The 24177-nt window shown below is 69.9% G+C and carries 22 protein-coding genes and 1 pseudogene; 10 read left to right on the forward strand and 13 right to left on the reverse strand.

The window, feature by feature from the left end; translation table 11 throughout:
- Positions 1–96: 96 nt before the first annotated feature.
- The 3 genes from B7P34_RS37035 to folB all read left to right on the forward strand — a co-directional run bounded on the left by B7P34_RS37035 (position 97) and on the right by folB (position 2720).
- Entirely contained in the window at positions 97–1254 is a 1158-nt protein-coding gene (locus B7P34_RS37035; protein WP_189382253.1) for a hypothetical protein, read from the forward strand.
- Between the two features lie 131 nt (positions 1255–1385).
- Positions 1386–2243: a thermonuclease family protein gene (locus B7P34_RS00265; RefSeq protein WP_223267331.1), complete on the forward strand. Its 858-nt coding sequence runs from the start codon at positions 1386–1388 to the stop codon at positions 2241–2243.
- 117 nt (positions 2244–2360) lie between these two features.
- Positions 2361–2720: a dihydroneopterin aldolase gene (gene folB, locus B7P34_RS00270; RefSeq protein WP_106673694.1), complete on the forward strand. Its 360-nt coding sequence runs from the start codon at positions 2361–2363 to the stop codon at positions 2718–2720.
- A 15-nt stretch (positions 2721–2735) separates the two neighbouring features.
- On the opposite strand, the gene B7P34_RS00275 is transcribed toward folB, so the two are convergent.
- Positions 2736–3683 (reverse strand): Lrp/AsnC family transcriptional regulator, encoded by a 948-nt coding sequence (locus B7P34_RS00275; protein ID WP_286157430.1) that lies wholly within the window; start codon positions 3681–3683, stop codon positions 2736–2738.
- 312 nt (positions 3684–3995) lie between these two features.
- Between B7P34_RS00275 and B7P34_RS39580 the strand changes: the two are divergent.
- A pseudogene (locus B7P34_RS39580) lies at positions 3996–4850 on the forward strand (2-oxoglutarate and iron-dependent oxygenase domain-containing protein); the annotation flags it as partial.
- A gap of 303 nt (positions 4851–5153) precedes the next feature.
- Here the strand turns inward: B7P34_RS39580 and B7P34_RS00285 are convergent.
- The 9 genes from B7P34_RS00285 to B7P34_RS00325 all read right to left on the reverse strand — a co-directional run bounded on the left by B7P34_RS00285 (position 5154) and on the right by B7P34_RS00325 (position 17825).
- Entirely contained in the window at positions 5154–7841 is a 2688-nt protein-coding gene (locus tag B7P34_RS00285) for a M4 family metallopeptidase (RefSeq protein WP_223267332.1), read from the reverse strand.
- Between the two features lie 347 nt (positions 7842–8188).
- Positions 8189–9775: a type VII secretion system-associated protein gene (locus B7P34_RS00290; protein ID WP_223267333.1), complete on the reverse strand. Its 1587-nt coding sequence runs from the start codon at positions 9773–9775 to the stop codon at positions 8189–8191.
- A gap of 65 nt (positions 9776–9840) precedes the next feature.
- Positions 9841–10770 carry a hypothetical protein gene (locus B7P34_RS37040; RefSeq protein ID WP_189382258.1) on the reverse strand — a complete coding sequence of 310 codons (930 nt, stop codon included), beginning with the start codon at positions 10768–10770 and terminating at the stop codon, positions 9841–9843.
- Positions 10764–11312: a hypothetical protein gene (locus B7P34_RS37045; RefSeq protein ID WP_189382260.1), complete on the reverse strand. Its 549-nt coding sequence runs from the start codon at positions 11310–11312 to the stop codon at positions 10764–10766. Before B7P34_RS37045 ends, B7P34_RS37040 begins: the two co-directional genes overlap by 7 nt.
- Before the next feature lie 3 nt (positions 11313–11315).
- A complete protein-coding gene (locus B7P34_RS00305; RefSeq protein WP_106673700.1) occupies positions 11316–14462 on the reverse strand; it encodes a CHAT domain-containing protein in 3147 nt (1048 codons plus the stop codon).
- Positions 14463–14699: 237 nt separating this feature from the next.
- Positions 14700–15467: a helix-turn-helix transcriptional regulator gene (locus B7P34_RS00310; RefSeq protein ID WP_106673701.1), complete on the reverse strand. Its 768-nt coding sequence runs from the start codon at positions 15465–15467 to the stop codon at positions 14700–14702.
- Between the two features lie 10 nt (positions 15468–15477).
- Positions 15478–16416 carry an alpha/beta hydrolase gene (locus B7P34_RS00315; protein ID WP_106673934.1) on the reverse strand — a complete coding sequence of 313 codons (939 nt, stop codon included), beginning with the start codon at positions 16414–16416 and terminating at the stop codon, positions 15478–15480.
- A gap of 97 nt (positions 16417–16513) precedes the next feature.
- Positions 16514–17131, reverse strand: coding sequence for a hypothetical protein (locus B7P34_RS00320; RefSeq protein WP_223267334.1), 618 nt, complete (start codon positions 17129–17131; stop codon positions 16514–16516).
- Positions 17132–17372: 241 nt separating this feature from the next.
- Entirely contained in the window at positions 17373–17825 is a 453-nt protein-coding gene (locus tag B7P34_RS00325) for a winged helix-turn-helix transcriptional regulator (RefSeq protein WP_106673702.1), read from the reverse strand.
- A gap of 96 nt (positions 17826–17921) precedes the next feature.
- Between B7P34_RS00325 and B7P34_RS00330 the strand changes: the two genes are divergently transcribed.
- From B7P34_RS00330 to B7P34_RS00345, 4 genes are all read left to right on the forward strand, one after another.
- Entirely contained in the window at positions 17922–19265 is a 1344-nt protein-coding gene (locus B7P34_RS00330; RefSeq protein WP_223267335.1) for an MFS transporter, read from the forward strand.
- A gap of 150 nt (positions 19266–19415) precedes the next feature.
- On the forward strand, positions 19416–19760 hold the full coding sequence (locus B7P34_RS00335; RefSeq protein ID WP_106673703.1) for a hypothetical protein: 345 nt from the start codon (positions 19416–19418) through the stop codon (positions 19758–19760).
- A gap of 135 nt (positions 19761–19895) precedes the next feature.
- Complete coding sequence (locus B7P34_RS37050; protein ID WP_189382262.1) at positions 19896–20093, forward strand: hypothetical protein; 198 nt, start codon at positions 19896–19898, stop codon at positions 20091–20093.
- 22 nt (positions 20094–20115) lie between these two features.
- Entirely contained in the window at positions 20116–20448 is a 333-nt protein-coding gene (locus B7P34_RS00345; RefSeq protein ID WP_106673705.1) for a hypothetical protein, read from the forward strand.
- A 150-nt stretch (positions 20449–20598) separates the two neighbouring features.
- Here the strand turns inward: B7P34_RS00345 and B7P34_RS00350 are convergent, their stop codons facing one another.
- Together B7P34_RS00350 and B7P34_RS37055 are read right to left on the reverse strand one after the other, a co-directional pair.
- Positions 20599–21141 (reverse strand): RICIN domain-containing protein, encoded by a 543-nt coding sequence (locus tag B7P34_RS00350; protein WP_189382263.1) that lies wholly within the window; start codon positions 21139–21141, stop codon positions 20599–20601.
- Between the two features lie 375 nt (positions 21142–21516).
- Positions 21517–21693 carry a hypothetical protein gene (locus B7P34_RS37055; protein ID WP_189382265.1) on the reverse strand — a complete coding sequence of 59 codons (177 nt, stop codon included), beginning with the start codon at positions 21691–21693 and terminating at the stop codon, positions 21517–21519.
- A gap of 3 nt (positions 21694–21696) precedes the next feature.
- Between B7P34_RS37055 and B7P34_RS00355 the strand changes: the two genes are divergently transcribed.
- Complete coding sequence (locus tag B7P34_RS00355) at positions 21697–21891, forward strand: hypothetical protein (RefSeq protein ID WP_106673707.1); 195 nt, start codon at positions 21697–21699, stop codon at positions 21889–21891.
- Here the strand turns inward: B7P34_RS00355 and B7P34_RS38085 are convergent.
- Entirely contained in the window at positions 21870–22172 is a 303-nt protein-coding gene (locus B7P34_RS38085) for a hypothetical protein (protein WP_223267336.1), read from the reverse strand. The two genes, B7P34_RS00355 and B7P34_RS38085, sit on opposite strands and share 22 nt — an antisense overlap.
- Positions 22173–22707: 535 nt before the next feature.
- On the opposite strand from B7P34_RS38085, the gene B7P34_RS00365 reads away from it, so the two are divergent.
- A complete protein-coding gene (locus tag B7P34_RS00365) occupies positions 22708–24159 on the forward strand; it encodes an amidase (RefSeq protein ID WP_106673708.1) in 1452 nt (483 codons plus the stop codon).
- Positions 24160–24177: the final 18 nt, after the last annotated feature.

Raw genomic sequence — 24177 nt, forward strand, 5'->3', positions numbered from 1 at the left:
TACGCTCCGCGCCCGAACCCTTACTCTGAACTATCGCACCTGGACTATCAGTTGGTACGCGCAACGGAGCACGTTTGCGTACGGGGGAGGCTGACGGTGACCGATCGCTGGAGTCTGCCCGGGCGGCCGTCCTGGACGAGCCGCTTGCGGCCGCCCAAAGACATCGTCGTGCTCACCCTCGCCACGGTGGGCGGCCTCGCACTCGTAGTGTGGGGATGGCTCATGCAGGGCTCGGAGTACACGCCGGGACTGCTGCTGCAGTTCGGCAGCTCGCTCGTCCTCATCGTGCCCCTCATCGTCCTCGGCCGGGTGTTCGAACGCCGCATGCAGAGAACACAGGACGCCCTCTCCAGCGACCTGGCGGACATCCAGGCCCAGATGCGCGCGGCGCGGGCCCGCCTCGACACCCTCGGCGAGACCAGCAGGGACGGACTCCTCGACCGCCACCGGCGGCGGGAACTGCTCCTCCGCGAAGCCGAGCGGACACCGACCGCGGAACGCCTGGCGGCCCTGCTCCACGAGGCCGCCGGCCTGCAGGCCGTGGACAACGGCGGCGTGCGCACGCGTCTGCCGGGCTCCGACCTGTGGCTGCGCCTGGACTTGCGCCGCACCGCCGCCCCCGCGCAGAACCAACCGAATCAACTGAACCAACCGAATCAACTGAACCAACCGAATCAACTGAACCAACCGAATCAACCGAATCAACCGAACCAACGGAATCAACAGAACCGACCGAACCAACAGAGCCAGCAGAACCAGGTGCAACCCGGCCGGAGCGGAGACGAGACCCTCCGCCTGACGCTGGAGGACAGGGGCGGTACGGCGGTCGCCGCGACCGCCTGGGCACGGGACGAGCAGGCATCCGCCGCGGCCCGCCGGCTCACGGCCCGGCGGGCGGGGGCGATGCCCGGCACAGCCTCCGCCGGAACGGCGGCGGCCGGCCTGCGCGACATCGACGGGCTGCTGCGCCTGCTGGTCGCGACGCTCCGAACGGCGATCGCCGCCCGGACGGGACAGGAGCAGCAAGACCTCGGCCGGCTCATTGAGCTGCCGAACGAGCAGTGGGCCATCAGCGCCGACGGGCTGTGGTGCCGGCAGCGCTACTTCCACATCCGCACGGAGCAGCTCCTCGACGCCCGCCAGGACTGGCGCCGCTACGCCCTGGCCAAGTCCTGGGTCGACCGGGAGCACTTCCTCGACGCCTACAAGACGGCTCACGCACTGCTTTCCCGCTCCGCTTCCGGTTCGCAGTGAACCACGGTGGAACACCAAATCGGTGAGTTCATCCGTAAGGCCCCGGTCGGCATGCCTCTCCGGAGGTACGAGACTACGGTCCCCATAGTGGCCTTTATCGCTATCTACACCCTATGGGAGTCGTCATGGGCATGCTGCTGATCCAAGGCAAGTTCCAGATCCTCAACGCCCAGCCGGACGGGGACTCCATCCACTTCACGCCCGACAACCCCGCGGAGTGGGACCTCCTGCACGGTGCCCACCCGGTCAAGCGCAATGGTCAGGGGCGCACGCAGCTGCGGCTCGATGCCATCGACGCCCTGGAAACGCACTATGCGGGCAACGGACCGATGGTCCACCAGCCGCTGAAGTACGCACACGCCGCGTCCGCGGAACTGCTCGACTGGCTCGGCTTCACCAACGTGCAGCGCAAGCCGAACGAGACCGTCACTTCGGCCACGCCTGCTGAAGTGCCGGGCTTCATCTTCACCCGGGGCGCGGATATTCACGGCCGCTGTGTCTCCCTCGTGGGCAAGGGCACCCCTCCTGGGACGAGTGGCACCGAGGTCAACGTGGACGTGCCGTTGCTGCGGACCACCGCCAACCACCACATGATCACGACTGGCCTGGCGTACCCCACCTACTACCGCAATCTCTTTCCCGATCTCCGTGAGGAGCTGACCGCCGCCGCCCATCAAGCACAGGCGGCCGGCAAGGGGCTGTGGCCGGAGGACGTGACGACCTCCGGAGCGAAGGTCACCGGGATGTCCTCGCTCACCGAGGACGTGGTGATCCTCCCCAAGCTGTTCCGCCGTCTCGTCGACTACCTGCGCCTGGGCGACACCTCCCTCACCGGATTCCCCGTCTTCCTGGCTTCCAAGGCGGACCGCTACTTCATCCTGTCCACCGGCCATTCCACGACCGGCCTGGACTTCGTCATCGAGGTGACCAACGGGCAGACCGTCCGCATGACACACCCCGTCGAAGACCTGGTGTTCGACGAAGGGTGAGGGAGACATAGCTGTCCCGAGGGTGATCTCCCTTGTTCCGGGTAAGGGTTCCGGACCACTGTTCCCGGCTCAGGTTCCGGACCGGGCCCGGCTGGGATCGGAGAAAGGCACCCTCCTATGGACACCGTCTTCATCCGCGGCCTGGAGATCCCCACCCTCATCGGCGTCGCCGAGTGGGAACGGCAGGTCGAGCAGATCGTGGTGATCAACGTCGAGCTCGCCACGGACATCACTCCGGCCGCCGCGGGTGACGACCTCCGCGAGGCGCTGGACTACAGCGTCGTCTCGAAACGCTTGAGGGAGTTCGTAGGCGCCGGCACGTTCCAGCTCGTCGAGACGCTTGCCGAGCGGACCGCGCAGATGATCCTCGACGAGTTTCCCGTACAGAGGCTGCGGCTGGAGCTAGTGAAACCACGGCCGAACAGCGGTGGGCACATGGTCGGCATCATCATCGAGCGGGGCGCCGCTGCGGAGTAGGCGTCCGTCCCTTGGTCACCGCGTGAGTCGCTTGACCTCGCGCAGGATCGGGGCCGTCACGATGGCCTGGACGCCGGCGAGGCTGCCGATGCGGCGGTCGAGGTAGTCGTAGAGGTCGTGGTCCCCCCGGAAGACACCGCTCGCGACGAGGTTGTGGGGGCCTGTGGTGGCGGCCGCGAACGCGATCTCGGGGTGAGAGGCCAGGGCGCGGCCGATCGCCGAGAGCTCGCCGGGCGCCACCCGGAGCCAGAGGTGGGTCATCAGGTGGTAACCCAGGTGCCGGGGCGCGAAGTCCACACAGAACCCCAGCGCTCCCTGTGACCTGAGGCGTTGGAGGCGACGCTGGATGCTGGAGGGCGAGCACCCGGCGGCTGCGGCGAGCTCCGGTAGTCCCGCCCGGCCGTCCTCCGCCAGCGCGGCGACGAGGACATGGTCGATGTCGTCCAGCCCCAGAGGGGCGGTGAGATCGATGACATCGCAGCGCGGTGGGGGTGCGCCGCCCGCCCCCGTACCCCGCCGCCTGAAGGGAATCCCGGTGGCGTACCACGTACTGGTGATGTCGGTGAACAGGCGCAGCAGGCAGTGCGCGCTGATCTGGACCAGATGCGGGGTGCGCGGCAGCTTGTCCAGGAGCAGCGCGTCGCGCTCGTGCGGGCCGGGGGTGGTGACCGCACAGTAGAGCTCGGTGCCCCCGGAGGCGAGCGAGATCCAGCTGGTGTCGGCGCGGCGGGCCAGGGCCCCGGCGATGGTGCCCGCGGAGTCGGGGGTGCACTGGATGCGCAGCAGCCAGCAGGTCATCCCCAGCCGGGCCGGGACGGGTTGGCCGACGACCCGCAGCCCGAGTGCGCGCAGCGCGCCGTAGCGGCGGCCCACGGTGCGTTCCGAGACGCCCAACTGGCGGGCGATGCGGCTGAACGCGGCACGGCCGTCGAGCTGCAGCGCCCTGAGCAGCCCCTGATCCACCGCGTCGAGTGTGCCCGAACCCATCTGCCACGCCCCCGAACTCGTACTGCGCGCGACGCACGACGTGCGATGCACGACGCACCACCCTTCGCGTACGCCCCGCGCCGTGCCCGGCTTCTCGTGCCTCCACGATAGGGGTGTTGCGCTGTGCCCTTCCGTACCGTGGGACCGGAGCTGCCGGAATCTGCCGCATCTCCGCCGCAGACGCCGGTTTCTCCCGTTCCCTGCCATGTAGCTGCGAGGGAGTCGTGCCTCTCGGCGACGCTGACCGGGTCAGTCACTTCTGCCGCGAGAACGGAAGAGCCTCACTCCATGGATACGTCCACGAGCCCGACCACGACCCCGTTGACGAGCCCGTCCACGAGTACGCCGGGTATCCCCACGATCGACCTCTGCACCTGGCGGGCAGGCCGCCCGCAGGCGCGGGACCGCCTCGCCGTCACCGTCGACCGGGCCCTCCAGCAGTCCGGCTTCCTGCTGGTCACCGGACACGGGATCCACCGCGACCTTCCCGAGGGGATCCGCGCTGCTGCCCGCGCCTTCTTCCAGCAGCCGGCCGAGGCCAAGACGCCGTTCCTGGGGGAGATCGGGCAGTACGGCTGGAGCGGGTCCGAAGCCGTGGCCGCCGGCCGGGCGGAGGGGGCGGTGACGCCGCCCGACCTGGTGGAGACCTGGTCGGTGGGCCCGTGCCCCCACCACACCGGGGCCGGCCACGGCCACCTCCTGCCGGCTTCCTGGCCGTCCCGGCCCGGCTCTTCCCACTTCCCTCCTCTTCCCTTCCTGCACTGTCTGGTCGTGGACTACACCCACCGCATGCGCGCGCTGGCCGACGAACTGCTGCAGTTGCTGGCGGCCGCCCTGCGTCAGCCCCTCGACTTCTTCACCCGCCACACCGCTCGCCCCGACTGGACCCTCACCCTCAACTGGTATCCCGCGATCACCGTGACGGGAGCGCCGGAGCCGGGTCAGTTCCGCGTGGGTCCCCACACCGACTTCGGCACGATCACCATCCTGGACCGCCAGCAGGGCAAGGGCGGCCTGCAGGTCCACACGGAGGAGAACGGCTGGCAGGACGCCCCGTACACGCCGGATGCCCTCACCGTGAACATCGGTGACCTGATGGCTCGTTGGACGGGTGACCGCTGGCGCGCCGGCCGTCACCGCGTTCAGGCCCCGCCCCTCGATGCCGCAGCCGAAGAGCTGACCTCGCTGGTCTACTTCTACGACTGCGATCCGCACACCCTCGTCGAGTCACTCCCGGCACCGATCGGCCGGGTCTCCCATCCTCCTGTCACCGCCCGCAGCTATGTCACGCGCGAAGGTCGCCGAGATAGCCGTGAGCTGCTGACCTGCCGACCTGCTGAGCTGAGGGGCAGGACCCGGCGCCTGATGCGTAGCGAGCGTTCCATCGCGGGCGAGCCGGTCATCGCCGGCTCGCCCGCGACTTGGAGACTCATCCGCATCCTCAGGTCAACTGCAGGTTCCTGCCGGGCGGGAGCGGGTGACCAGGTCGTTGTAGCCGGTGGTCGGGTCGATCCAGACCACCTGCTTGCCGCCCGCCGAGGCGAAGCCGAGCTGCTCGCCTCGGTTGCAGGTGACCCGCCCGAGGCGCGAGCCGTCGGGGGAGAGCTGCCACAGCCTCTGGATCTTCTCGTCGGGAGTCCGCGCCGAGACGGTCACCGCTTCGTCGGTGGCGGTCAGGGCCGTGCCTCGCAATGCGTCCTTGCCCGCAGCGGGGCTGATGTCGACGACGCCGGTGCCGTCGAGGTTCGCGCGGCGCACCGCGTACACGGAGTATTCCGGGTCGTGGCCGGCCAGCCAGTAGACGTGGGTGCCGGTGATGGCCGTGGCGCCGAGCGACAGCGGCTTGCCGAGTTGCTGCATCACCGTCCGTTTGCCGGTCGCGACGTCCAGGACCTCGATGTCGCGGGTGTCGCGGCGGAACGCGGAGAAGGCGATCCGGCCGTTGCTGAGCGAGGGGTCCCTCGTGCCCGCGTACGGCCCGCCGCTGCCGGACGGTTCGATGAAGACGGGGTCGGTCTCGCCCATCCGCAGGTAGACCACGCGGCTGCCGACGCGGTACCGGTGGAGGGTGAAGGCGACGACTTTCCCTTCGACGTGGATCGAGGTGATGCTGGTCCGGTAGGGGCTGAACGTGAACAGCTTCTTGATGGGGCCTCCGGCGAGCGGCCGGGCCAGGATCTCAAGTGCCCTGTTGGGCGTGGACGCCTTCCACACCACGGTCTTGCCGTCGGTGGCGGCGCCCGTGTGGTACCGCCCGTCGTTGGGGCTGATCAGTCTGGGTGCGCCGGTGCCGTCCGTGCGGCCGGCCCAGACGGAGTACGGTTCGGAGCCGTCGTCGTTGGACTTCGACGTGACCCACCAGCCGCCGCCCGCGCCGGCTGCGGCATCGGCGTTGAGTCCGGCGAAGAGCTGGTCGGAGTCCACGCCCAGGGCGAGCTCCCAGCCGGGCACGATGCCGTGGGCGTTGAAGGCCCGCTCGACGGCCTTCAGGTCCTTGTCAGAGACCTTGAGGTTCTTGTCGGAGGCCTTGAGGTCCTTGGCGGCGGCGATGACCGCGTTGCGGCCTTCGGTGAAGCCGTCCAGCGGGGTCATGTACTCCGTGAGCGCCTTGTAGACGATCTTGTCGGCGAGGGCGGGGGCCACGTCTTCGCGGATGTCCCAGAGGGCGCCCGAGAAGATGGTGGAGTTGAGGTGGACGCCGCCGTTGTCGTTCGAGAACGCCACACCGCGGAAGTGTTTGGAGGTGGTCCGGCCGTCGTTCATGTCGCGGGCGGCGCAGGCGCGGGGGTCCTTCGTCCGGCAGAGCGTCTCGCCCAGCAGACCGGAGTCCGGGCTGTCCATGGGGAGTCCGTACACGTCGGTCTGGACGGCGTTGCCGAAGTAGTCGGCGATGGCCTCTCCGAGGGAGCCGGACTGGGCCGCGGGGACGAGGCTCGCGCTGTTCTCGATGACGCCGTGCGTCAGCGTGTAGCCGACGACGTCGAGGGCGGAGGGGTACGGGCGGTAGTCCTTGTCTCCGACGCCGTAGATCGCCTTGCTGCCGTCCCAGGCGGCGTAGGCGTTCTCCATGGCCAGGCCCGCGACGGAGTTGACGGGCGTGCCCCGGCCGTCGAGGCCGTCCCGGCCGTGGACCTTCTTGTAGTAGTCGTGGACCTTGCCCGCGGCCCAGTGGGCGTCCACCACGCCGAGGTCGGTGGCTTCCCGGCCGAAGTCCGGGGTCGGTGAGCCGAACTCCTTGAGGTCGGGAATGGGCCACTTGCCCACCGTGTCGTGCCAGGAGCGGCCGCGGCCGTCCCAGGTGGAGATCAGGTTCTTGTCGCTGCCGGCCGTGGTCCGGCTGCGGTCGCGCGTCACGTACTCCTTGCGCGCTTCGTCGCGGTCGACCTGAAGCTCGACGGTCTTCCCGTCGAGCCGGACGCCGGAACCCTTCGTCCCGTCCGTCCCGCCTGTCCTGCCCGTGGCGCCGTCTTTCGTGGCGGACGTCCCTGACCGGGCCGTGCTCCCGGTCTTCGGCGTCCGCGGTGGAGTGGTGAACGATTTGATGCCGCTGTACTGGAGGACCGGGTAGCCGGATCTCGCCTCGATGTACACCTCGCTCAGCACCGGCTGCCCGGTGGCCGGGTCGGTGCCCCGCACGGTGACGTGCTGGGTGAGCACGCCGGCACCGCGGGGAAGGACGACGAGGCCGCGGGCGGTGCCGGTCAGCGGCTCCTTGACGTCGTCCGGACCGTCGTCCCGCTGCGGGCCGAGCTGTTCCTCGACCGCGCTCACCGCCAGCTCGACCGCGGCTTGCGCGTCGACTTCCGGCTCGGTGGCGACCTTCAGACCGGTGAAGTACCTGCCGGACGTGCCGGTGACGACCCGCTCGCCGCCCTTGTTCTCCATCCGGACGACGTACTCCCCGCCGAGGACGTCCACGCCCCGGTGCTGTTGCTTCAGCCGCACGGTCTCCGTGCGATCGGCGGCCGTGGTCCGTACGGGCTTCAGATCGCGATCGGGGCGGGCGATCCGGTAGCGGCTCTCCTTGGCCGCGAGATGCGCGAGCGCCGCGTCGGCGGCGCTTCCCTTCGCCGCCACCGGCTCCCGGATGCCGCTCACCAGCCCGGGGGTGGCGGTGCGCTGCCCCGGGATCACCTCTCCCGGGCCCGCGGGCGCCACCGGCGCGGCACTGGCTGCCGGAACTGCGGAAACGACGAGTGCGGCAACGCCGATCAGCGTTGCCGCACCTGTTAAGCCGTTTCGTGGCGATCTGTATGTTCTGCATGTTCTGAATGTTCTTGGACGCATGATTCCCCCCATCTGCGGTATATCGGCAATCCATGCAAGCGGGTGGCGTGTGCGCCGGGCAATGCGGGGGATGAAAGTACGTGGGTGAGTTTCGGACTGGTGAGGTTGTGCCGATCCGGGTCACGTGAGGCGGCGATCGGCCGTTGCCGGCGGGCTCGTCCGTCCCGGGCGGGCCGGCCTGAACCGGTCCTTCGTCAGCGGCGCAGTGGCTCGGTCAGCAGGCGGAGCTGTGCTCCGTCACCCGGGTTGAGCAGGATGTCCACGTCGGCGGGCGCGATCTCCGGCAGAGCCCTCCCCAGTACGCGCTCCCAGCGAGCGGGCGGCAGGCGCCGTGCGTGGAGGGCCGCGGTGACGACCGGCAGACACGGCGTCCCGTCCGGGGCGGATACCAGGAGCGGTTGGCCTTGATCGTCGCAGGCGACCTCGAGGACGGTGTGGCGCAGCAGTGCTTGGAACCGGTCGACCGAGCCCTGGCCTTTGCCCTGGGCGAAGAGGCGCAGCAGCGCGTGCAACGGATCGGTCGGCTTCGCCGCGCTGTCCGGCACGTAGTGAGGATTGGGCTCGAAGGGCCCGCAGCGCCCGTCCTCGTCGAGCCGCCACCCGCCGACCATCAGCTCCGTAGGCAGGTCCTGGTTTCCCTGTGTTTCTCGGAGTGCGAGGCCTTGCTCCGGCAGCAGGTACCACTGTCCCTGCCGGATCGCGTCCGGCAAGGGCGGGCCGTTCCCGTCGGACGTGTTCGTGAGGGTCTGTTCGTCCGAGTCTCCGGGTTCGGCCCCGGTGAGCCCGGCCCACATCATGTCCTCGTCGTTCCGGGCTTCCTCCTCGTTGAGGTCCATGCATTGCAGAACGGCCTCGGGCACGCGAGCCCTTGCGGCCAGGCGCAGCCAGCGCAGTCCCTCCTCGGTGTCGCCTTCCTCACCATGAAGCCGGCTCAGGAAATACGCGGCCTGAGCTGACGGCGAGGATCCGGAGGGCCCGGGTACCCGCATCGTGAAGTCATCGCCTCCGGTCGGCCGTGGTCCGCCCTCCTGCCTCATGCCGTTCCCTGGTTTGCCCTGCCTGGGTTTGTCCTGCCTGCCGAGCTTCTCGGCGGCGCGGGTGAGCCATCGCCGGGCCTGTTCGCGGTCACCGGCCGAGGCCAGCAGCCGCCCCAGCCGCAGTTCGCTGCCGGTGTCGCCCGAGCGTGCCGCCATGGTGAGCCAGTGCCGTGCGGCCGGCAGGTCCTGCGCGGGTGTCTCTTCCGCCAGGAAGGAGCCCAGCAGCGCGGCGGCCGGCAGCTCACCGCTCTCGGCCGCCGTGCGCAGCCGGTCGTGAGCCTCGTGATGGCGCCCGGTGCCGTGCAGGATGGTGGCGAGGTTCAGGACGGAGGCGAGGTCCCCGGCCTCCGCTGCTCTCGCGCAGAGCCGTTCGGCGCCCTGTGGATCCCCGCGGCGCAGGAGAAGGGCGGCCAGGTTGGTGGCCGCGAGGGGGCTGCCCAGCTCGGCGCCTCTGCGGAGCACGGGTTCGGCCTCGTCCAGCCGGTCCGACATGAGCAGTGCGACGCCCAGGTTGGTGACGGTCTCAGCGAAGGGTGCTTCGTCCTCGGCGGAGAGTGCTTCGTCGCCGGCCAGGCGCAAGGCTTCGCGTAATACCTGCGCGGCCTCCTCCGGGCGTTCCTGCCGCAGCAGCTTCTCGCCCACAGCGCTCAGGGTGCGCGGGTTCGGGGACTGAGCCAGCCGGCGCAGCAGGGTGTCCGCCTGGGGATGCTCGCCGAGCACACGCAGCACGTCCTCGTGGATCAAGGCGAATTCCTCCGGCGTGCGGGCCCCGTGGTGGTCCGTCCGGGATGGTGACGTCTCTTCGGTCATCAGTGGGGCTCCGGTGCGTCGGGCGATGAGGTGAAGACGGGGACCGGCGCGTCCGAGCCCCGCCACAGATAGGCGGTGAGGAGCCTGCCCGACTCGCGCTCGTGCGCCGGGTCCGTCGGCAGGGGCCAGCGCAGTGCCGTGTACAGGGCCGTGCGGTGCAGGTCGTACGACGCCTCCAGAAGATCCGCGAGTACCGCGCACGGGCGGCGCAGAGCCCCGTGGTACACCGCCGTCGCGGCCACGGCGGCGACGGGCGCCGCCCATCCGGCCCATGGTGTCCAGACGACGAATCCGGCGGACCAGATCAGCGCGGAGACCGCGGAGTCCAGCGCGGCGCGGGCCCGGGCGATCTGGTCACGGGCCTCGGCGGGCAGCACCAGCCAGAGGTGGGGCCAGCATTTCACCGCGTCCAGGCCGTACTTCTGGTAGGGCCGCAGTTCCGCCGCGCGCAGGGTGTTGCCGACCCAGGTGGGCAGTTGCCGTTCGGGGGCACCGGGTATGCGCCGCAGGGCGGCATCGGTCCGTGCGAAGGCGTCGTACGTGTCCGGGGCGACGGGCTGCGCCGCGCCGCCGAGGGCGGCGTGCAGTCGCTCCCAGCGTTCCCGCAGCCGGTACCGGCGGGCTTCCTGACGTGCTGTCCCGTAGCGCCGCAGCCGGCCGGGCCAGCCGTATCCCTCCAGGAAGGTCAGGACGACGGGGGTCAGCCGGCGGACGGCGGCCCCGGACAGCACGAAGGCGAGCAGCACCGCGGACGCGATGAGGGCCTGAGCGCCTGGTGCGAGTGCGTGCAGGCGGTCGGCGGGGGAGCGGCCGGTGCCCCAGGCCACGGCGGCGAAGCCGCCCGCCCAGAAGACCAGCGACTGGGCGCCGATCACCAGCCATTCCTTGGCCAGGCGGTCCGCCACCGCGTCCAGGAAACGGTTCAGCACGACGGAGGGTCCTCCCGTACGAGGGGGTGGCCGTGGGTCGGGCAGCGGGGCGGGGACTCGTCGAGGAAAGCCCGGTACCAGGCGAAGTCGCGATCGGGGCAGGAGTACCGGGTGGCCGGGACCGCCTCGCCGGAGCCCGGCAGCGGCTGGTAGTCCCCCCGCTCGGTGTACCGCGGCGGGTTCCCGGATTCCAGGAAATGGGCTGTCCAGGTGCGGAGTTCCGGTTCGCTCTGCAGCACCAGAAGGATCCGCTCGACGGTGCCGACGTCGCCGGGACGGGCCAGGGCCTGTGCCAAGCGTGCGTCCAGCTCCCGGCTGCGCTCGGCGGCGAGCGGGCCGATGAGCCGGGGAAGCTCCGCGCGGACGGCCCGAGCGCATTCGAGGATTCTCTCGTCGGACTCGTCGGACTCGTCGGACTCGTCGGACTCGTCGGACTCGTCGGACTCGTCGAGTTCATCGGACTCATCGGACTTGCTGAATTCATCGAATTCGACGGATTCTCTGGACTCGTCGGATCCGCCGGACTCATCGGTGGGCGTCATCTCTCACACTCCCGCGTAGCCGAACGCCGCCCAGTGGACGGGATGTTGATAAGGACGGGTTGTCTCCCAGAAGCGCCTCGCCGCCGGCGAGGCGGGTGGCGTGCCGCCCAGCTCGCCGTTGGTGACGTCGCGAAGCCACAGCTGGGCCTTGCGCAGCGCCTCGGCGGGATGCGAACAGGAGCCGGAGCGCCACAACTGGTAGAAGCGGTCGATCAACAGGCTGCTGCTCTCGTCAGGCGCTCGCCACATGCTGCTCACGACGCCGCCCACGCCCGTACGCAGCAGGGCCTGCACCAGTGAGCCCGTCGGCCGGGGGCCCAGGAAGAAGATTCCTCCCTGGCCGAGGGAGCACGCGGAGAGCACCAGCAGGCGGGTACCCGAAAGGGGTTGCTCCAGCAGCTCGGCCATGCTGAGGGTCTCTTCGCCGGCCAGGACCAGCTCGCTGACGAGGGGGCGGAGCGGGTCGGTGCGGCCGTGGGTGGCCAGATGGACGACGTCCGCTCCCGGGAGGGCGGCGAGAACCGCGGTGCGGCGCGCGTCCGTGCCCGTCAGCAGGGTGGAACGGGCGAAGTGGAGCACCGCTCTTTCGGCCTCGCGGCGGGCCCCGGGCAGCGGCTGTTCGCGCATGGGCTCCGGATCGGCGACCGCGAGGATGCTGCCCGGTTCGCCGGGATACGGCTCGCCCGCCCTCGGCCGCCTGGCGCCGCTCGCGACGGTGACCAGTACAGCGTCCGCGACGTGGCGTCGTCCCTCCGGCAGTGCGGGGTCCGGCCACCACGCGGCGTGCAGGGGCAGCGATCCGAGACGCGCGCCGTGCGGAATCACGCAGAGCCAGGAGGCGGGCCACTTCTCCAGCACAGGTTTCAGTAGACGCTCGCCCGCCCAGCCGGCGAGTACGTCCACCGTCTGCCGGTACCAGGCGGGGTCCGGGGTGTCGCCCTGGGCCAGTCCCGAGAGGCCCGCCTGGCCGGTCACGTCCTCGCCGGAGACGGGGAGCCACAGGGCCTCGGTCCGGCCTGAAGCGTCCACGCCCAGAGCGAGGATGTTCGCCCCGTGTGAGGCACACAGGTGGACGACGACGCATCCTTCGGGAGGCGGCCGCAGATCCGGACCCTCTCCGGGCCCCGAAGTGCGCGGGGACCCGACGGTTTCCAGGCTCCGCAGTGCCGTTGCCAGGTCGCCGGCATGGACCGCGCTGAGGGCCGCCTGGACGGCGATGACCTCGGCGTCATGGATCTGTGCGAGCCGGTCCTCCAGGCTGCCGCCGGCATCCTCCAGGCGGGTCAGGGCCCGCCGGAGAGCGATCTGCGCCGCCGTCGATGCCTCCTCCCACGCCCCCGCGCCGGCCGCGCTGCGGGACCAGTCGGCGGCGGCCTCCGCGGACCCCTCGGAGTCATCCAAAGTGGCCCACTCGCGGATCAGCCGCAGCCCTTCCTCCGAGCGCCTGTCCCGGATGAGGAGCAGCAAGCCCAGCTGCCGGGTGCCGTCCCGGTGATGAAGTCCCCCTGCCGGCAGCATGTTCCGTGCGCCGCGGGCCAGTTCGATCGCCTCCTCCAGATCGAGCGGGCTGCCGCTGCTTTCGTACCGCGCATGCCAGCAGCGGGCGATCTGCGCCAGCAGTGCCGCACGCCGAGCGCTGCCCTCCGGCTGCGCCGCGGCCGCCCGTTCGAGGACGTCCATCGCACGTCCGAGCGCCAGCGAGCAGGGCCGGTGCGGCAACTCCCTCAGCAGTGCCGACGCCAGGATCAGCGCGTGATCCGCGGCCATGACGGGATCCAGGCCGTCTCCGGCCCCCAGCCGGCCCAGCAGGGTGAGCGCCCGCGCGACCAGTTCCTTCCCGAAGACGCCCCGGGCGCTGTCCAGCAGGCCCTGGGCGGCGGCCAGCACCTCCGCCGGGTCGGCCCGGGGATCGGGCTCGTGGAAGTCGTCGGGATGGATCAGATCCAGGACAGGGCCGCTGCCCGGGGACGCGAGACGGCACGTCATCAGGTGTGCTGCAGCGTCGCGGTGGTCGTGCGAGTCCCGTGCGGAAAGCTCCATGATGCGCCGGAAGCAGACGGCGGCCTGTTTCAGATCGGCCAGGGAACCGGTCTCCTCGGAGTAGCGATGCTGCAGCAGGATCCCGATCGTATGAAGGGCGGGCACGAGGCGAGGGCTGTCGTCGGTGAGCGTCGTGAGCGCCGCCTCGGCGTGTGCAAGGGCCGCCGCTGCCGCACGCCGGTCCGTTCTGCTGCTGCCCTCCCACCACCGCACCAGCAACTGCGTCACGAGTTCCGGCAAGTGGGAGTCTGAGCGGGAGCCTGCGTCGGAGGCCACCTCGTGGTGGACGCTCTCGTGCAGGAGCGGCAGCATGCGCTCGATCTGCGCGTCGGGGAGGTTCTCGTTCTTGCTCAGGCACATCAGTGCGGTCAGCGCCCAGTCGAAGGAGTACAGGCGATGATCGTCCGATCCCGGCTCGCAGTGGGCGCAGGCCTCCGCCGCCAGATTCAGAGCCTTCCGGGCGTATTCCTCACCCGCACCCTCACCAGGGTGATCGGCCAGGGCCAGGAAGCGCGCGGCCGCGGTCTTCAGGAGACGCGCGGCGTCCTCCCGGTCCTGCTCCACCGCGATCCGCGCCGTCTCCTCGGCGATTTCCGCCACGGCAAGGCGGTCCCCCTCGTGCTCGCGCCTGCCCAGCCGCTCCTCGTAGGTGAAGAGGAGAGCGACCATGACGTCGAAGTTCCGGGCACCACCTCGGATGGCGTCGCGTTCCTTCAATTCCCGCAGCAGAATGAGGGCTTCGGTGAGTTCGCCGAGATCGTGCTTCGGTAGCAGGCGCAGCAAGAGGCGGCAGGCTGACGCCAGGCCAGTTGTCATCGCTTCGTCGTCGCACAGGGGGAACGCCTCGTTCAGGTGGCGCATCGCCTGGAGCACCGCGTGCACGGCACCGGTGCGCGCGCTCCGCGCGTACCAGACCCCGGCCAGGTTTCCTAGAGCTGCAGCGCGGTAACGGTCACGGGTGGTCTCCGGGAGATCCGCGGGAACGGACCGAAGGGCGTACGTGAACGCCTTCTGCGCGACATCGGCCTGCTCAGGCCTCCCCTCGCGTTCGTACGCCTCCAGAGCTCGCACGCCATGACCGAAGTGCTGCGCGTAGTCGGTGCCGGTCATGCTTCCCCCGTTCGGTTCCTGATGAACCGGCTCCTCATGAATCGGCCGGCGGGTCTGACCGGTGGCGGCCTGACAGGCCGGCGTCGAACACCAGATCCTTCCCAGCACGACGCTACCGGCGGCGCGCGGGTTCAGAGGCCGGATCCCGGAGAACATCCGCCCAGGACACGTGGCGCCTCGCGCGCGCGGCGGACGGCAGCGCGGATGGGACCGCTGGGCTGGACGGGGCCAGAGGGCTCACCGGGGTAGTGCCTTCACTTTGGTAGGGGGTGTCAGTGAAGCCAGCGCACCGGGTTGCACTGCGTCGGCTGCAACCGAGCCGCGCAGGAGTTCGGTCAGGTCGTGGGGCTGTGCCTGTTCCGTGGTGGGAGTTGCTGCTGCGATGCGGTCCAGGCGGAAGCCTCGGCCGGCCTGTCGGGTACGGCACCAGGCGATGAGGTACCACCGGCCTCCGGCGGTGAGCAACCCGGCAGGTTCCACCACACGCTCACTCTCGCGCCCTGTGGCGTCGACGTAGGACAACCGCAGCACTGTGTTGGTGGTGAGGGCCTGCTCCACGGCGATCCGGGCCGTGGACTCGGACGGCGAGGACGGCGAGGACGGCGAGGACGGCGAGGACGGCGTGACGATCCGTGCGGCGAGCTTCGACGCCGCCGCCGAGGCGGGGCCGGTCATCGAGGCCGTGATCTTCTGGGCTGCTGTGCGGGCCGCACCGGCGTAAGGGGCGCAGGCATCGATTGCGGCGAGAGCGACGGCCACCGCCGAGGCTTCGTCGGCGGTGAAGCGGATCGGGGGCAGGGTCATTCCCGGATCGATCGACCAACCCCCGCCTCGCCCGGGGGTGGTGCGCACCGGGACACCGGTCTCCATCAGCGCCTGGAGGTCGCGCTGCATCGTGCGCGTGCTCACCTCGAAGCGCGCGGCGAGCGCCGCGACCGTCAGCGGTCGCGGCGCCGCCGCGCGCAACTCTTCCACCAGTGCGTACAGCCGGGTCGTGCGGTTCATGCCGGCGACGCTACCGTCCCGCGACGGACAGGAAGTCCTGCTCACGCTGCAGTTCCCGCTCGGTGACAGTCAGTGGGAACAGGGTGAAGCCATGCATGGCGCCGGCGACGACACTGAGCTGCACGGGTGAGCCCGCCGCCTGCCACCGCCCGGCCAGGAACAGGGAGTCGTCCAGCAGTGGATCCTCGGCGCCGACGACGATCCGCGCCGACGGCAGACCGGTGAGGTCGGCGAACAGTGGTGAGACCTCGGGGCTGCGGCGCTGCTCCGCCCCCATGCCGGGTGTGAACAGCTCGTAGGTCCGCCGCAGCGCCTCGGTGTTGCTCAGCAGTCGCCTTGATCCGAACGATCGCTGACTTGGTGTCATTGACAGGTCGTAGGGGCCGAAGAGTAGGTGGGCCGCCCGGAACGCGCTGGTGATGCCGTGCCGGTCACGAAGGCGAAGCAGTGTCATGACACTCAGGTGGGCACCGGCCGATTCGCCCCCGATGAGCAGCCGCTGAGTGCCGAACTCGGCCGCCGCGCGCTCCACCAGCCATCGGGCGGCCGCCTCGCAGTCGTCGGGTCCGGCGGGGAAGGGGTGTTCCGGCGCGAGGCGGTACTCGACGCTGATCACGGCCAGCCGTGCTTGCTCGGCGAGGCGCCACAGCCTTTCGTCCTGTCCGTCCGCGGAGCCGAAGGCCCAGCCACCGCCGTGGATGTGCAGATACACGCCGTCGACGCGGTCGGGTACGAACGCGCGGACCTTTACCCCGCCGGAAATGACGCGGTCTTGGCCTTGCGGCAGTCGCACGGGCGGTGTGTCGCCACCGAGCCGGTTGCGCCGGAGGGCGGCCAGCACGGTTGCGTCCGGCGCCCCTTCGCGTGCCGGGCGGGTTGCGGCAGCGGCCTCGAATTCCTTGTTGAACGCCAGGGTCTCGGCGAGACAGTCCTCGTCAGTGATCATCATGCCGTCGACCATCGCAGCCCTCGGCGACAACCCCCTGTCACCGTTTACTCATGAGCCGCATCACACTCGTCGAGCGAGGTCACTTCTTCGAGCGAGGTCACTTCTTCCACGGGGGCGACGGCAGCTCGGCGTGCTTGACGGTGTAGCCGCCCTTGACGACGGGCGCGTACGGGGCCGGGGCCATGCAGGTGCCGACGGGGACGTCCTGGCCCTTGTCGTCCAGGTTCAGGCCGTTCCAGGAGAAGCCGACCCGGTCGGGCTCGCCCTTGCCGCCGTCCTGGACGCTGAAGCCCATCCGCTTGCCCACCCAGTCCGGTCCACCGGGGCTGACCTTGGTGATGACCGCCGTCAGGGTCGCGGTGTGCGGCGAGGTGACCAGGCAGTCGACCCGGCCCTCGGCGGTGTAGGTGACGTTCTGGCCGGCGACGTAGTGCGAGACCTTGACCGTGCCCTCGGCGTCGAAGGGCATGCCTTGGGGTCCGTTCGGCAGGGCGTGCGTGTACGGGGTGCCGTGCGCGTCGAAGCTGAACGAGCGGACGTCCTTGTCCTTCCAGTAGGGAAGCTCGAACGTCGCGCTTCCGGTCACGCTCGCGACGGCGGGTTTGCGCGCCTCGTGGTGGTCGGCGTGGGCGGAGGCGGTGGAGGCGCCGGCCAGGGTGACGGTCACGGCGAGGGCGGCGAGTACGGCGGCGGCCTTGCGGCGGGAGGAAATCACGGTGGCTCCTGGGGAGTTGTTCGCTGTCCGACGTGATCCATCCTGGCCGCCGAGCCACCCCTTGATCATCGCCCCTGAGGACCGACCTGCTTCCTCCGCACGGGTGAGCCGTCCTCGGCCTGGAGAACTACCGGCCCCGCCGCGCCGTCCCGGCGGGCTTCTCGGCCGTGTACGAGGCGACTGGACGGTGACCTTCGATCACCGGGCCTCCACCGGGCCTCCACCGGGCCTCCGGCTCGGGTTACCGGGTGGGGACCTTGTGGACGGTGGTGTCGTCGGGGTTCAGCCGTCGTCCGTCCGCGGACAGCACTTCCACCGCACGGAGAGGCTGTCCTTGCCGGCGGTCGACCAACTCTGAGTGCGGTTCGCCGGGACCGAAGAAGTGCTGTTCGCCCCACTGCCGCAGTGCCACGATGACGGGGAAGAGCGCCTCGCCCTTCGGAGTCAGTACGTACTCGCGATAGGCGCTGCCGTCCGAGGCGGGGACGGATTCGAGAACGCCGCCGGCGACCAGGGTGCGCAGGCGCGTGGTGAGGATGTTCTTCGCCACGCCGAGGCTGCGCTGGAACTCCCCGAAGCGCCGGCTTCCGTCGAAGGCGTCCCGCACGATCAGCAGGGACCACCAGTCGCCGATCGCGTCGACCGACCGGGCGACGGGGCATTCGCTGTCGTCGAAGCGTGTCCTGGTGACCATGGCGTCCCTCACTCTCACAACGGTTGCAACATGCTACCAACAAAGTTACCGTCGCTACTGGTAGCAAGATGAAACCGAACATGTGGGGGAGTGCTGATGCCTGACTGCGATGAAGCCCTGTCACAACAGACCGATGCCGGGACCGAGGTTGGGGCCGGGACCGGGGCCGGGACCGAGCTCCGAAGCGGGGAAAGTCCCGCGTTCGTCCTGTCCCGTGGCCTCGTCCTGCTGTTCGCCGTCGCCTGCGGGGCCGCGGTGGCCAACGTCTACTTCTCCCAGCCGCTCCTGGTCACCATGGGGCACGACCTCGGCATGAGCCCGGCACTTGTCGGCAGCGTGGTCACCCTCACGCAGGTCGGATACGGACTGGGGCTGTTCTTCCTCGTCCCGCTGGGCGACGTGACCGACCGCAGACGGCTCATCGTGGCCCAGTTACTGCTCCTGGTGGTGGCGCTGACTGTGGTGGCTGCCGCCCGTACGGCGGTGATCCTGCTTGCGGGCATGGCCGCGACGGGGCTTCTCGCGGTCGTCACGCAGACGCTGGTGGCCTTCGCGGCATCACTGGCCCCTCCCGCCGGGCGCGGACGCGTCGTCGGTCTGGTCACCAGCGGCGTGGTCACCGGAATCCTGCTCGCCCGCACCGCATCCGGCCTCCTGGCCGATCTCGCGGGCTGGCGCTCCGTCTACCTCGCCTCGGCATCGCTCACCGCTCTGCTCGCCCTGGTCCTGTACCGCGTGCTGCCGCGCCACAGCAGCGACGTCGCGCCGGCAACGCTGAGCTACGGACAGCTCCTGCGCTCCACGATCACCCTCTTCGCGCGGGAACGACTGTTGCGGCTCCGGGCCCTGTTCGGACTGCTGATTTTCGCTGCCTTCAGCACCCTGTGGAGCAGCGTTGCACTGCCGCTCAGCGAAGCGCCGTACTTCCTGTCCCACAGCGCGATCGGGGCGCTGGGGCTGATCGGTGTCGCCGGCGCTCTGGCCGCGACCGTGGCGGGCCGCTTGAACGACGGCGGACATTCCCGGCGGACCACCGGCATCGCCCTGGCGCTGCTCGCCGCCTCGTGGCTGCCCTTGGCCTTCACCCGCAGCTCACTCTGGGCCCTGTTCGCCGGGGTGATCCTCCTCGACCTCGCCGTGCAGGCGGTCCACGTCACCAACCAGAGCCTGATCTACGCGCTGCACCCGGACGCGGGCAGCCGGCTGATCGGCGGATACATGGTCTTCTACTCCATCGGCAGCGCCACCGGCGCCATCGCCGCGACCTCCCTCTACACGGTGGCCGGCTGGGGAGCCGTATGCGCGCTGGGTGCCGCGTTCAGCTGCCTCGGGCTCGTGCTGTGGGCGTTCACGCGCCCACCGTCCTCATTCAAGGCCGGCACCCGGCACGAGCCTTCGGCTGAGGCTGATCACTTCTGGCGCGGCGGCGTCCAGCCGTGATGTCAATCATTCTTATCCCCGAATGGCGCATGGACCGGTTGGTCCGAATGGGTGATGACAGTGACCGACTCTTCAAGAAATCTTGAAATCAGCGGACTCTCGCATCAAGGCCCTTCGCGTCGGTGAAGGACCGGAAGGGGGAACGCGCCCATGGACACCTTGAGGCGGGCCTTGCAGCGTACGGCGAGACCGGTCGCGGCCTTCGGCGCGGCGCTCGCCCTCGTCGCCGGACTCTCCGCCCAGGCCCAGGCGGCCAACGGCACGCTGAGCTACCGGGATTCGAACGGAATCGACCACGCGAAGGACAATCCGACCGACGGCGTCTGCTACAGCTTCACCGCGGAAGCGGTCAGTGTCGCCGACTTCACGGACACGGACGGCAGGCTCTTCACCGGCAGTCTGTGCGAGGAGAGCACCTTCCTCATCAACATCCACGCCGGAACGTCCCTGGTCTTCGGCGGGACGAAGCCCCGTAGCGCCAAGTTGGGGGGCTGACCGGCCGTGCGCGCCACACTGGAACGGGCCGGGCGGGCGGCGCTGGCCCCGGCCATGTCACTGGCTCTTCTCCTCGGATTCCCGGGCACGTCCCCGGCGGCCACCGGCGTCCTGACGTACGCGGACTCACAGGGGGTGGAGCACCGGCGGGAAAATCCGCCGGACGGTTCCTGCATCTTCTTCGAATCCCCGGCGGTGAAGGTCAGCAACGGCACCGGGACGGATGCCGCGCTGTACCGGGACCAGAATTGCACGGAATTCCTCGTGTTCGTGTTCAAGGGGACGAGGCTGGAATTCGGCGGCGACCGGCCGCAGAGCATCAAGTTCGGCTGACCACAAGGATGGTGCGTAGACCATGAACGCAGTACTCTCCCGGGCCGGCCGGGCAGCCCTGGCCCTCGGCACGGCCCTCGTTCTCGCCACGGGCCTCTCCACCAGTGCCCACGGTGCCAGCGGCTCGTTCACCTACCGGAGCACCGGCGGACTGGTGGGCAACTTCGTCGACCCGCCCAACAACACGTGCTTCTTCTTCGAGTTCCCGGCGTCCAGGGCCGAGAACAACACCAATACTCAGGCGAAGGTCTACGACAGCACGGTCTGCGGCAGCGGCGCCGTCCGGAACGTTCCGGCCCACGGCGTCGTGGACGTCGGCAGCGATTCGCTCAACAGCGTGCAGTTCGTGCCCTGACCTTCCCCCTGGCCTTCCCATCGCTCGGCGGGCCGCTCTCCCTGGGGAAGCGGCCCGCTACCAGGTACGGGGTCTGGACCGAAGGCCCTCGGCTCCCAGAGCCGTCCTCCCTGAGGGCTGCGCGCGGCTGGGCCGGGCAGCCCTACCAGGTCACTGGATGTACTTCAGGGTCCACTTCTGATTCGGCTGTCCCTGGTTGTCGTTGGTCACGACCGGCGAGCGGTTCGCCCCGCTCCAGCCGCGGTCGGGCTCAAGGACGCGGCCGAAGAGGTTCGCGATGCGCGCCGGGCCCGACTGGGTCGCGGGGTCGACGTACCAGAGCTGGTCGACGTTGGTGAAGCTGTTGTCGCAGGTTGACAGCCACGTGGCCCAGCCGCTCGGACCCTGCGCGTAGCCCGCGAGGCATTCGCCGTTCCTGCGATTCACCATGTGGTAGCGACCCTTGCCGTCGGCGACCAGGTCCCAGAGCTGGTACGCCTCCGTAGTGCAGTCCCACACCCGCACGCGGTCTTCGCCGTAGGGGAAGCCCATGCAGCGGCCGGTGCCTTGGTTCCTGAACTGAAACGGGCCGACCGCGGCCGGCGCCGTCTTCGCGCGTGCCTGTGCTTCGGCCGCCCCGGCGCCCGGGGTTGCTACGGCGAAGGTGGTGGCCAGTGCCGCGACGAGCACGGCAAGTCGTTTGCGTGGTCTCACGATTCTTCCCCCTGTTCGACTGTCCCCGAGGTCGTGAGCGCAGGCTCTCGCACCCGTACCCCGCTCGAATGGGGTTTCGCTGTGAAACAGCTCTAACGGGTGATGCGGGAGTCGCCGTGGTGCTGAGATGCGTGGCGACTTCTGTCTTCCGACTCCGACTTCCGACTTCCGACTCCGACTTCCGACGTTCGGCGGTGCAGCCGGTGCGCGGCCTTGCCGGCTGAGGGCGGCAGGCGATCAGCCGAGCGTGGTGTCGCCGTGGGCTTCGAGAAGCCTGCGCAGCTCTGAGTTGAGGTGCTTGCGTTCCCCCGAGTTGAGGGGGCCTGGTCGAGCGGGTACGGGAAAGCACCGACCGGCGCTCGGTGCAGATCCGCCTCACCGAACACCCGCGGAGAGCGTGTAGGGCGGTCCCGAGCGGCGGAGCGTGAAGAGCATGTCGATCTCGCCCAGATTCAGGCCGAACTCCTCGTACAGCTTCTTGAAGTGCTGGTCGAACACCCGCTGCATGCGGGAGATGCGCGCGAACAGCTCCACCGCCTCGTGACTGGTCACCGGGTGTTCTCTCTAACCCTGGTGGTGGCGACACCGCTGATGGCGACGCTGCTGCGGCGGCGCGGGACGCGCCCCACGCTGTGGCTCGCCGCCGGCTTCGTCGTCCTGTGGCGTAGGCGCATCAGCCGGCTCGGACAGCAGCATGCGGAGGTGCCCGGGTCCGAAGAGGCCGGGCTTCACCCGTCGGGCAGGCCGTAGCCCTCCTCGGGCGCCGTGATCCCGAGGTCGACCCGCATCACGTGGCGCATCCGCCACAGGGCATCCCACGCCACGGTCATGCACTCCCGCGCGGTTGCCACGTCCTCTTCCGGTTCGGCTGTGCCCCTGTCGAGCCGCATCAGCAGGCCGTACAGGTCACCGAGGTGGCGGTTCGTGGTGCCGGCCGCCGCCATCACGGCGTCGGGCACCAGCGCCTGGGCCTCCGCCGTGGCGCAGGCGGTGCTCGCGCCGTGCCCGGTCCAGCTCCGAACGGAGTTCATCAGCGACCTCCCGGCCCTCCAAGGCGTGGAGGAAGGTGGTCGCCGCGTTCATGAAGTCGCGGGTACCGGCGTTGAGCGTCGCGTAGCAGGCGCGCTGTGCCTCGAGTTGGGCCTGGCGGGTGGCGTGCTCGCGCTCGCCCGCCTGGACTTGCCGCGTGTGCTGCAGTTCGCGGTCCCTGGCGCGGTTGGCGCTGCGCTGGGTGAGCAGGGCGGATGCGAGAGTGCCGCCGATGCCGAGAGCCGCCACCAGTATCCGGACGACCAAGCTCCCCATGTGACCCCGCCCCCGGCGCCGATGCGTTCGCGGGGACTCTACCGGCTGCCGGGCGGGCGGTCCTCGAGGTCGAGGGTGTCTTTGGCCCGGCCTCGCTGGGCGAGGTCGCATCCCCGCCCCGGGACGCAGCAGCCACGCCGGATTCTCCTGCAGCGGCGCCAGTTGGTCGGGGGCCGTCAGGCAGATGAGCATTGAGACATCCACTCCGTTGTGCGAAGCAGTATTTTGTGCCCTCTTCCACAGGCCCATACGGTCGGATTCATGGAGTGGAACTTTTCGACAGCCGAGCAACTCGCGGCTGCGCTGCGTGCCGGTGAAGTGACCTCGGCGGAATTGACCGACGAGGCGATCGCCCGTATCGAACGGGACGACGATGCGATCAACGCGATCTGTGTGCCGGACTTCGACCGCGCACGGGCCGCCGCGCGCGATGCCGACCAGGCGCGCGCCCGCGGTGAGGACCGGCCGCTGCTGGGCATTCCGGTGACGGTCAAGGAGTCGTACGACATTGCGGGGCTGCCCACGACCTGGGGTATGCCGCCGCACCGGGACTACATGCCGGCCGAGGACGCGGTGCAGGTGTCGCGGCTCAAGGCCGCAGGCGCGGTGGTGCTCGGCAAGACCAATGTGCCCTTTGGACTGCAAGACATACAGAGCTTCAACGATATCTACGGCACCACCAACAACCCGTGGGACCACCGTCGTACGTCGGGCGGATCCTCCGGCGGCTCGGCGGCGGCCCTGGCGTCCGGATTCGGCGCGCTGTCCATCGGTTCCGATCTCGCCGGTTCGTTGCGCACCCCCGCGCATTTCTGCGGCATTTACGCGCACAAGCCGACGCTCGGGGTGGTGGCGAGCCGCGGCATGGTCCCGCCGCCCGGGCCGGCCCTGCCGGTCGAGCCCGACCTCGCCGTCGTCGGTCCGATGGCGCGTACTGCCCGCGACCTCACACTCCTGCTCGACGTCATGGCCGGGCCGGACCCGCTGACGCTCGGTGTGTCGTACGACTTGAAGCTGCCGCCCGCGCGCCACGAACAGCTCCGCGACTTCCGGGTCCTGGTCCTCGACGACCATCCGCTCATTCCGACCGCGTCCGCCGTGCGGGCGGGTGTGAACCGGGTCGCCGACGCGCTTGCTGACAGCGGCGCCCGCGTTGAACGGCACAGTGCTCTGCTGCCCGATCTGACCGAAGCCGCGATGCTTTACAGGACGTTCCTGTTCTCAGGCTCCGTCGCCCGTTTTCCTGTCGAAGCGTACGAGCAGCTGCAGGCCCACGCCGCCGCGCTGAGCGCAGACGACCAGAGTCTCGATGCGGCGATGCTGCGCGGCATGGTGCTCAGCCACCGCGACTGGATCGAGGCGAACAGCCGTCGCGAGCTCCATCGCCACGGCTGGCGGCAGTTCTTCGCCGAGTACGACGCCGTGGTGTGTCCCGTCACGCCCACTCCCGCGTTCCCGCACGACCACAACCCCGATCCGAGGGAACGCCGGATCGACATCGACGGCGTCGCGTACCCGTACTTCGACCAGCTCGTCTGGGCCGGTCTGGCCACTATGCCCGGTCTGCCCGCCACCGCCGTACCAGCGGGCAGGTCCCCCGAGGGCCTGCCGGTGGGAGTGCAGCTCATCGGTCCGATGTTCGAGGACCGCACCCCGCTGCGGCTGGCAGAACTGCTCGAGCAGAAGATCGGCGGCTTCCAGGCACCGGAGTAGGGCGTACTGGGAGCGGGG

Source organism: Streptosporangium nondiastaticum (assembly GCF_003011965.1).
Lineage (GTDB): Bacteria > Actinomycetota > Actinomycetes > Streptomycetales > Streptomycetaceae > Streptomyces > Streptomyces nondiastaticus.

Bases quoted from the DNA above. Each gene is read 5' to 3' on its own strand.
- folB (WP_106673694.1), top strand. From the start codon at position 2,361: ATGGACACCGTCTTCATCCGCGGCCTGGAGATCCCCACCCTCATCGGC.
- B7P34_RS00330 (WP_223267335.1), top strand. From the start codon at position 17,922: ATGCCTGACTGCGATGAAGCCCTGTCACAACAGACCGATGCCGGGACC.
- B7P34_RS37045 (WP_189382260.1), bottom strand. From the start codon at position 11,312: ATGACGCCCACCGATGAGTCCGGCGGATCCGACGAGTCCAGAGAATCC.
- B7P34_RS38085 (WP_223267336.1), bottom strand. From the start codon at position 22,172: ATGAACTCCGTTCGGAGCTGGACCGGGCACGGCGCGAGCACCGCCTGC.
- B7P34_RS00345 (WP_106673705.1), top strand. From the start codon at position 20,116: ATGAACGCAGTACTCTCCCGGGCCGGCCGGGCAGCCCTGGCCCTCGGC.
- B7P34_RS00325 (WP_106673702.1), bottom strand. From the start codon at position 17,825: ATGGTCACCAGGACACGCTTCGACGACAGCGAATGCCCCGTCGCCCGG.
- B7P34_RS00315 (WP_106673934.1), bottom strand. From the start codon at position 16,416: ATGATGATCACTGACGAGGACTGTCTCGCCGAGACCCTGGCGTTCAAC.
- B7P34_RS00365 (WP_106673708.1), top strand. From the start codon at position 22,708: ATGGAGTGGAACTTTTCGACAGCCGAGCAACTCGCGGCTGCGCTGCGT.
- B7P34_RS00335 (WP_106673703.1), top strand. From the start codon at position 19,416: ATGGACACCTTGAGGCGGGCCTTGCAGCGTACGGCGAGACCGGTCGCG.
- B7P34_RS00305 (WP_106673700.1), bottom strand. From the start codon at position 14,462: ATGACCGGCACCGACTACGCGCAGCACTTCGGTCATGGCGTGCGAGCT.
- B7P34_RS00310 (WP_106673701.1), bottom strand. From the start codon at position 15,467: ATGAACCGCACGACCCGGCTGTACGCACTGGTGGAAGAGTTGCGCGCG.
- B7P34_RS00265 (WP_223267331.1), top strand. From the start codon at position 1,386: ATGCTGCTGATCCAAGGCAAGTTCCAGATCCTCAACGCCCAGCCGGAC.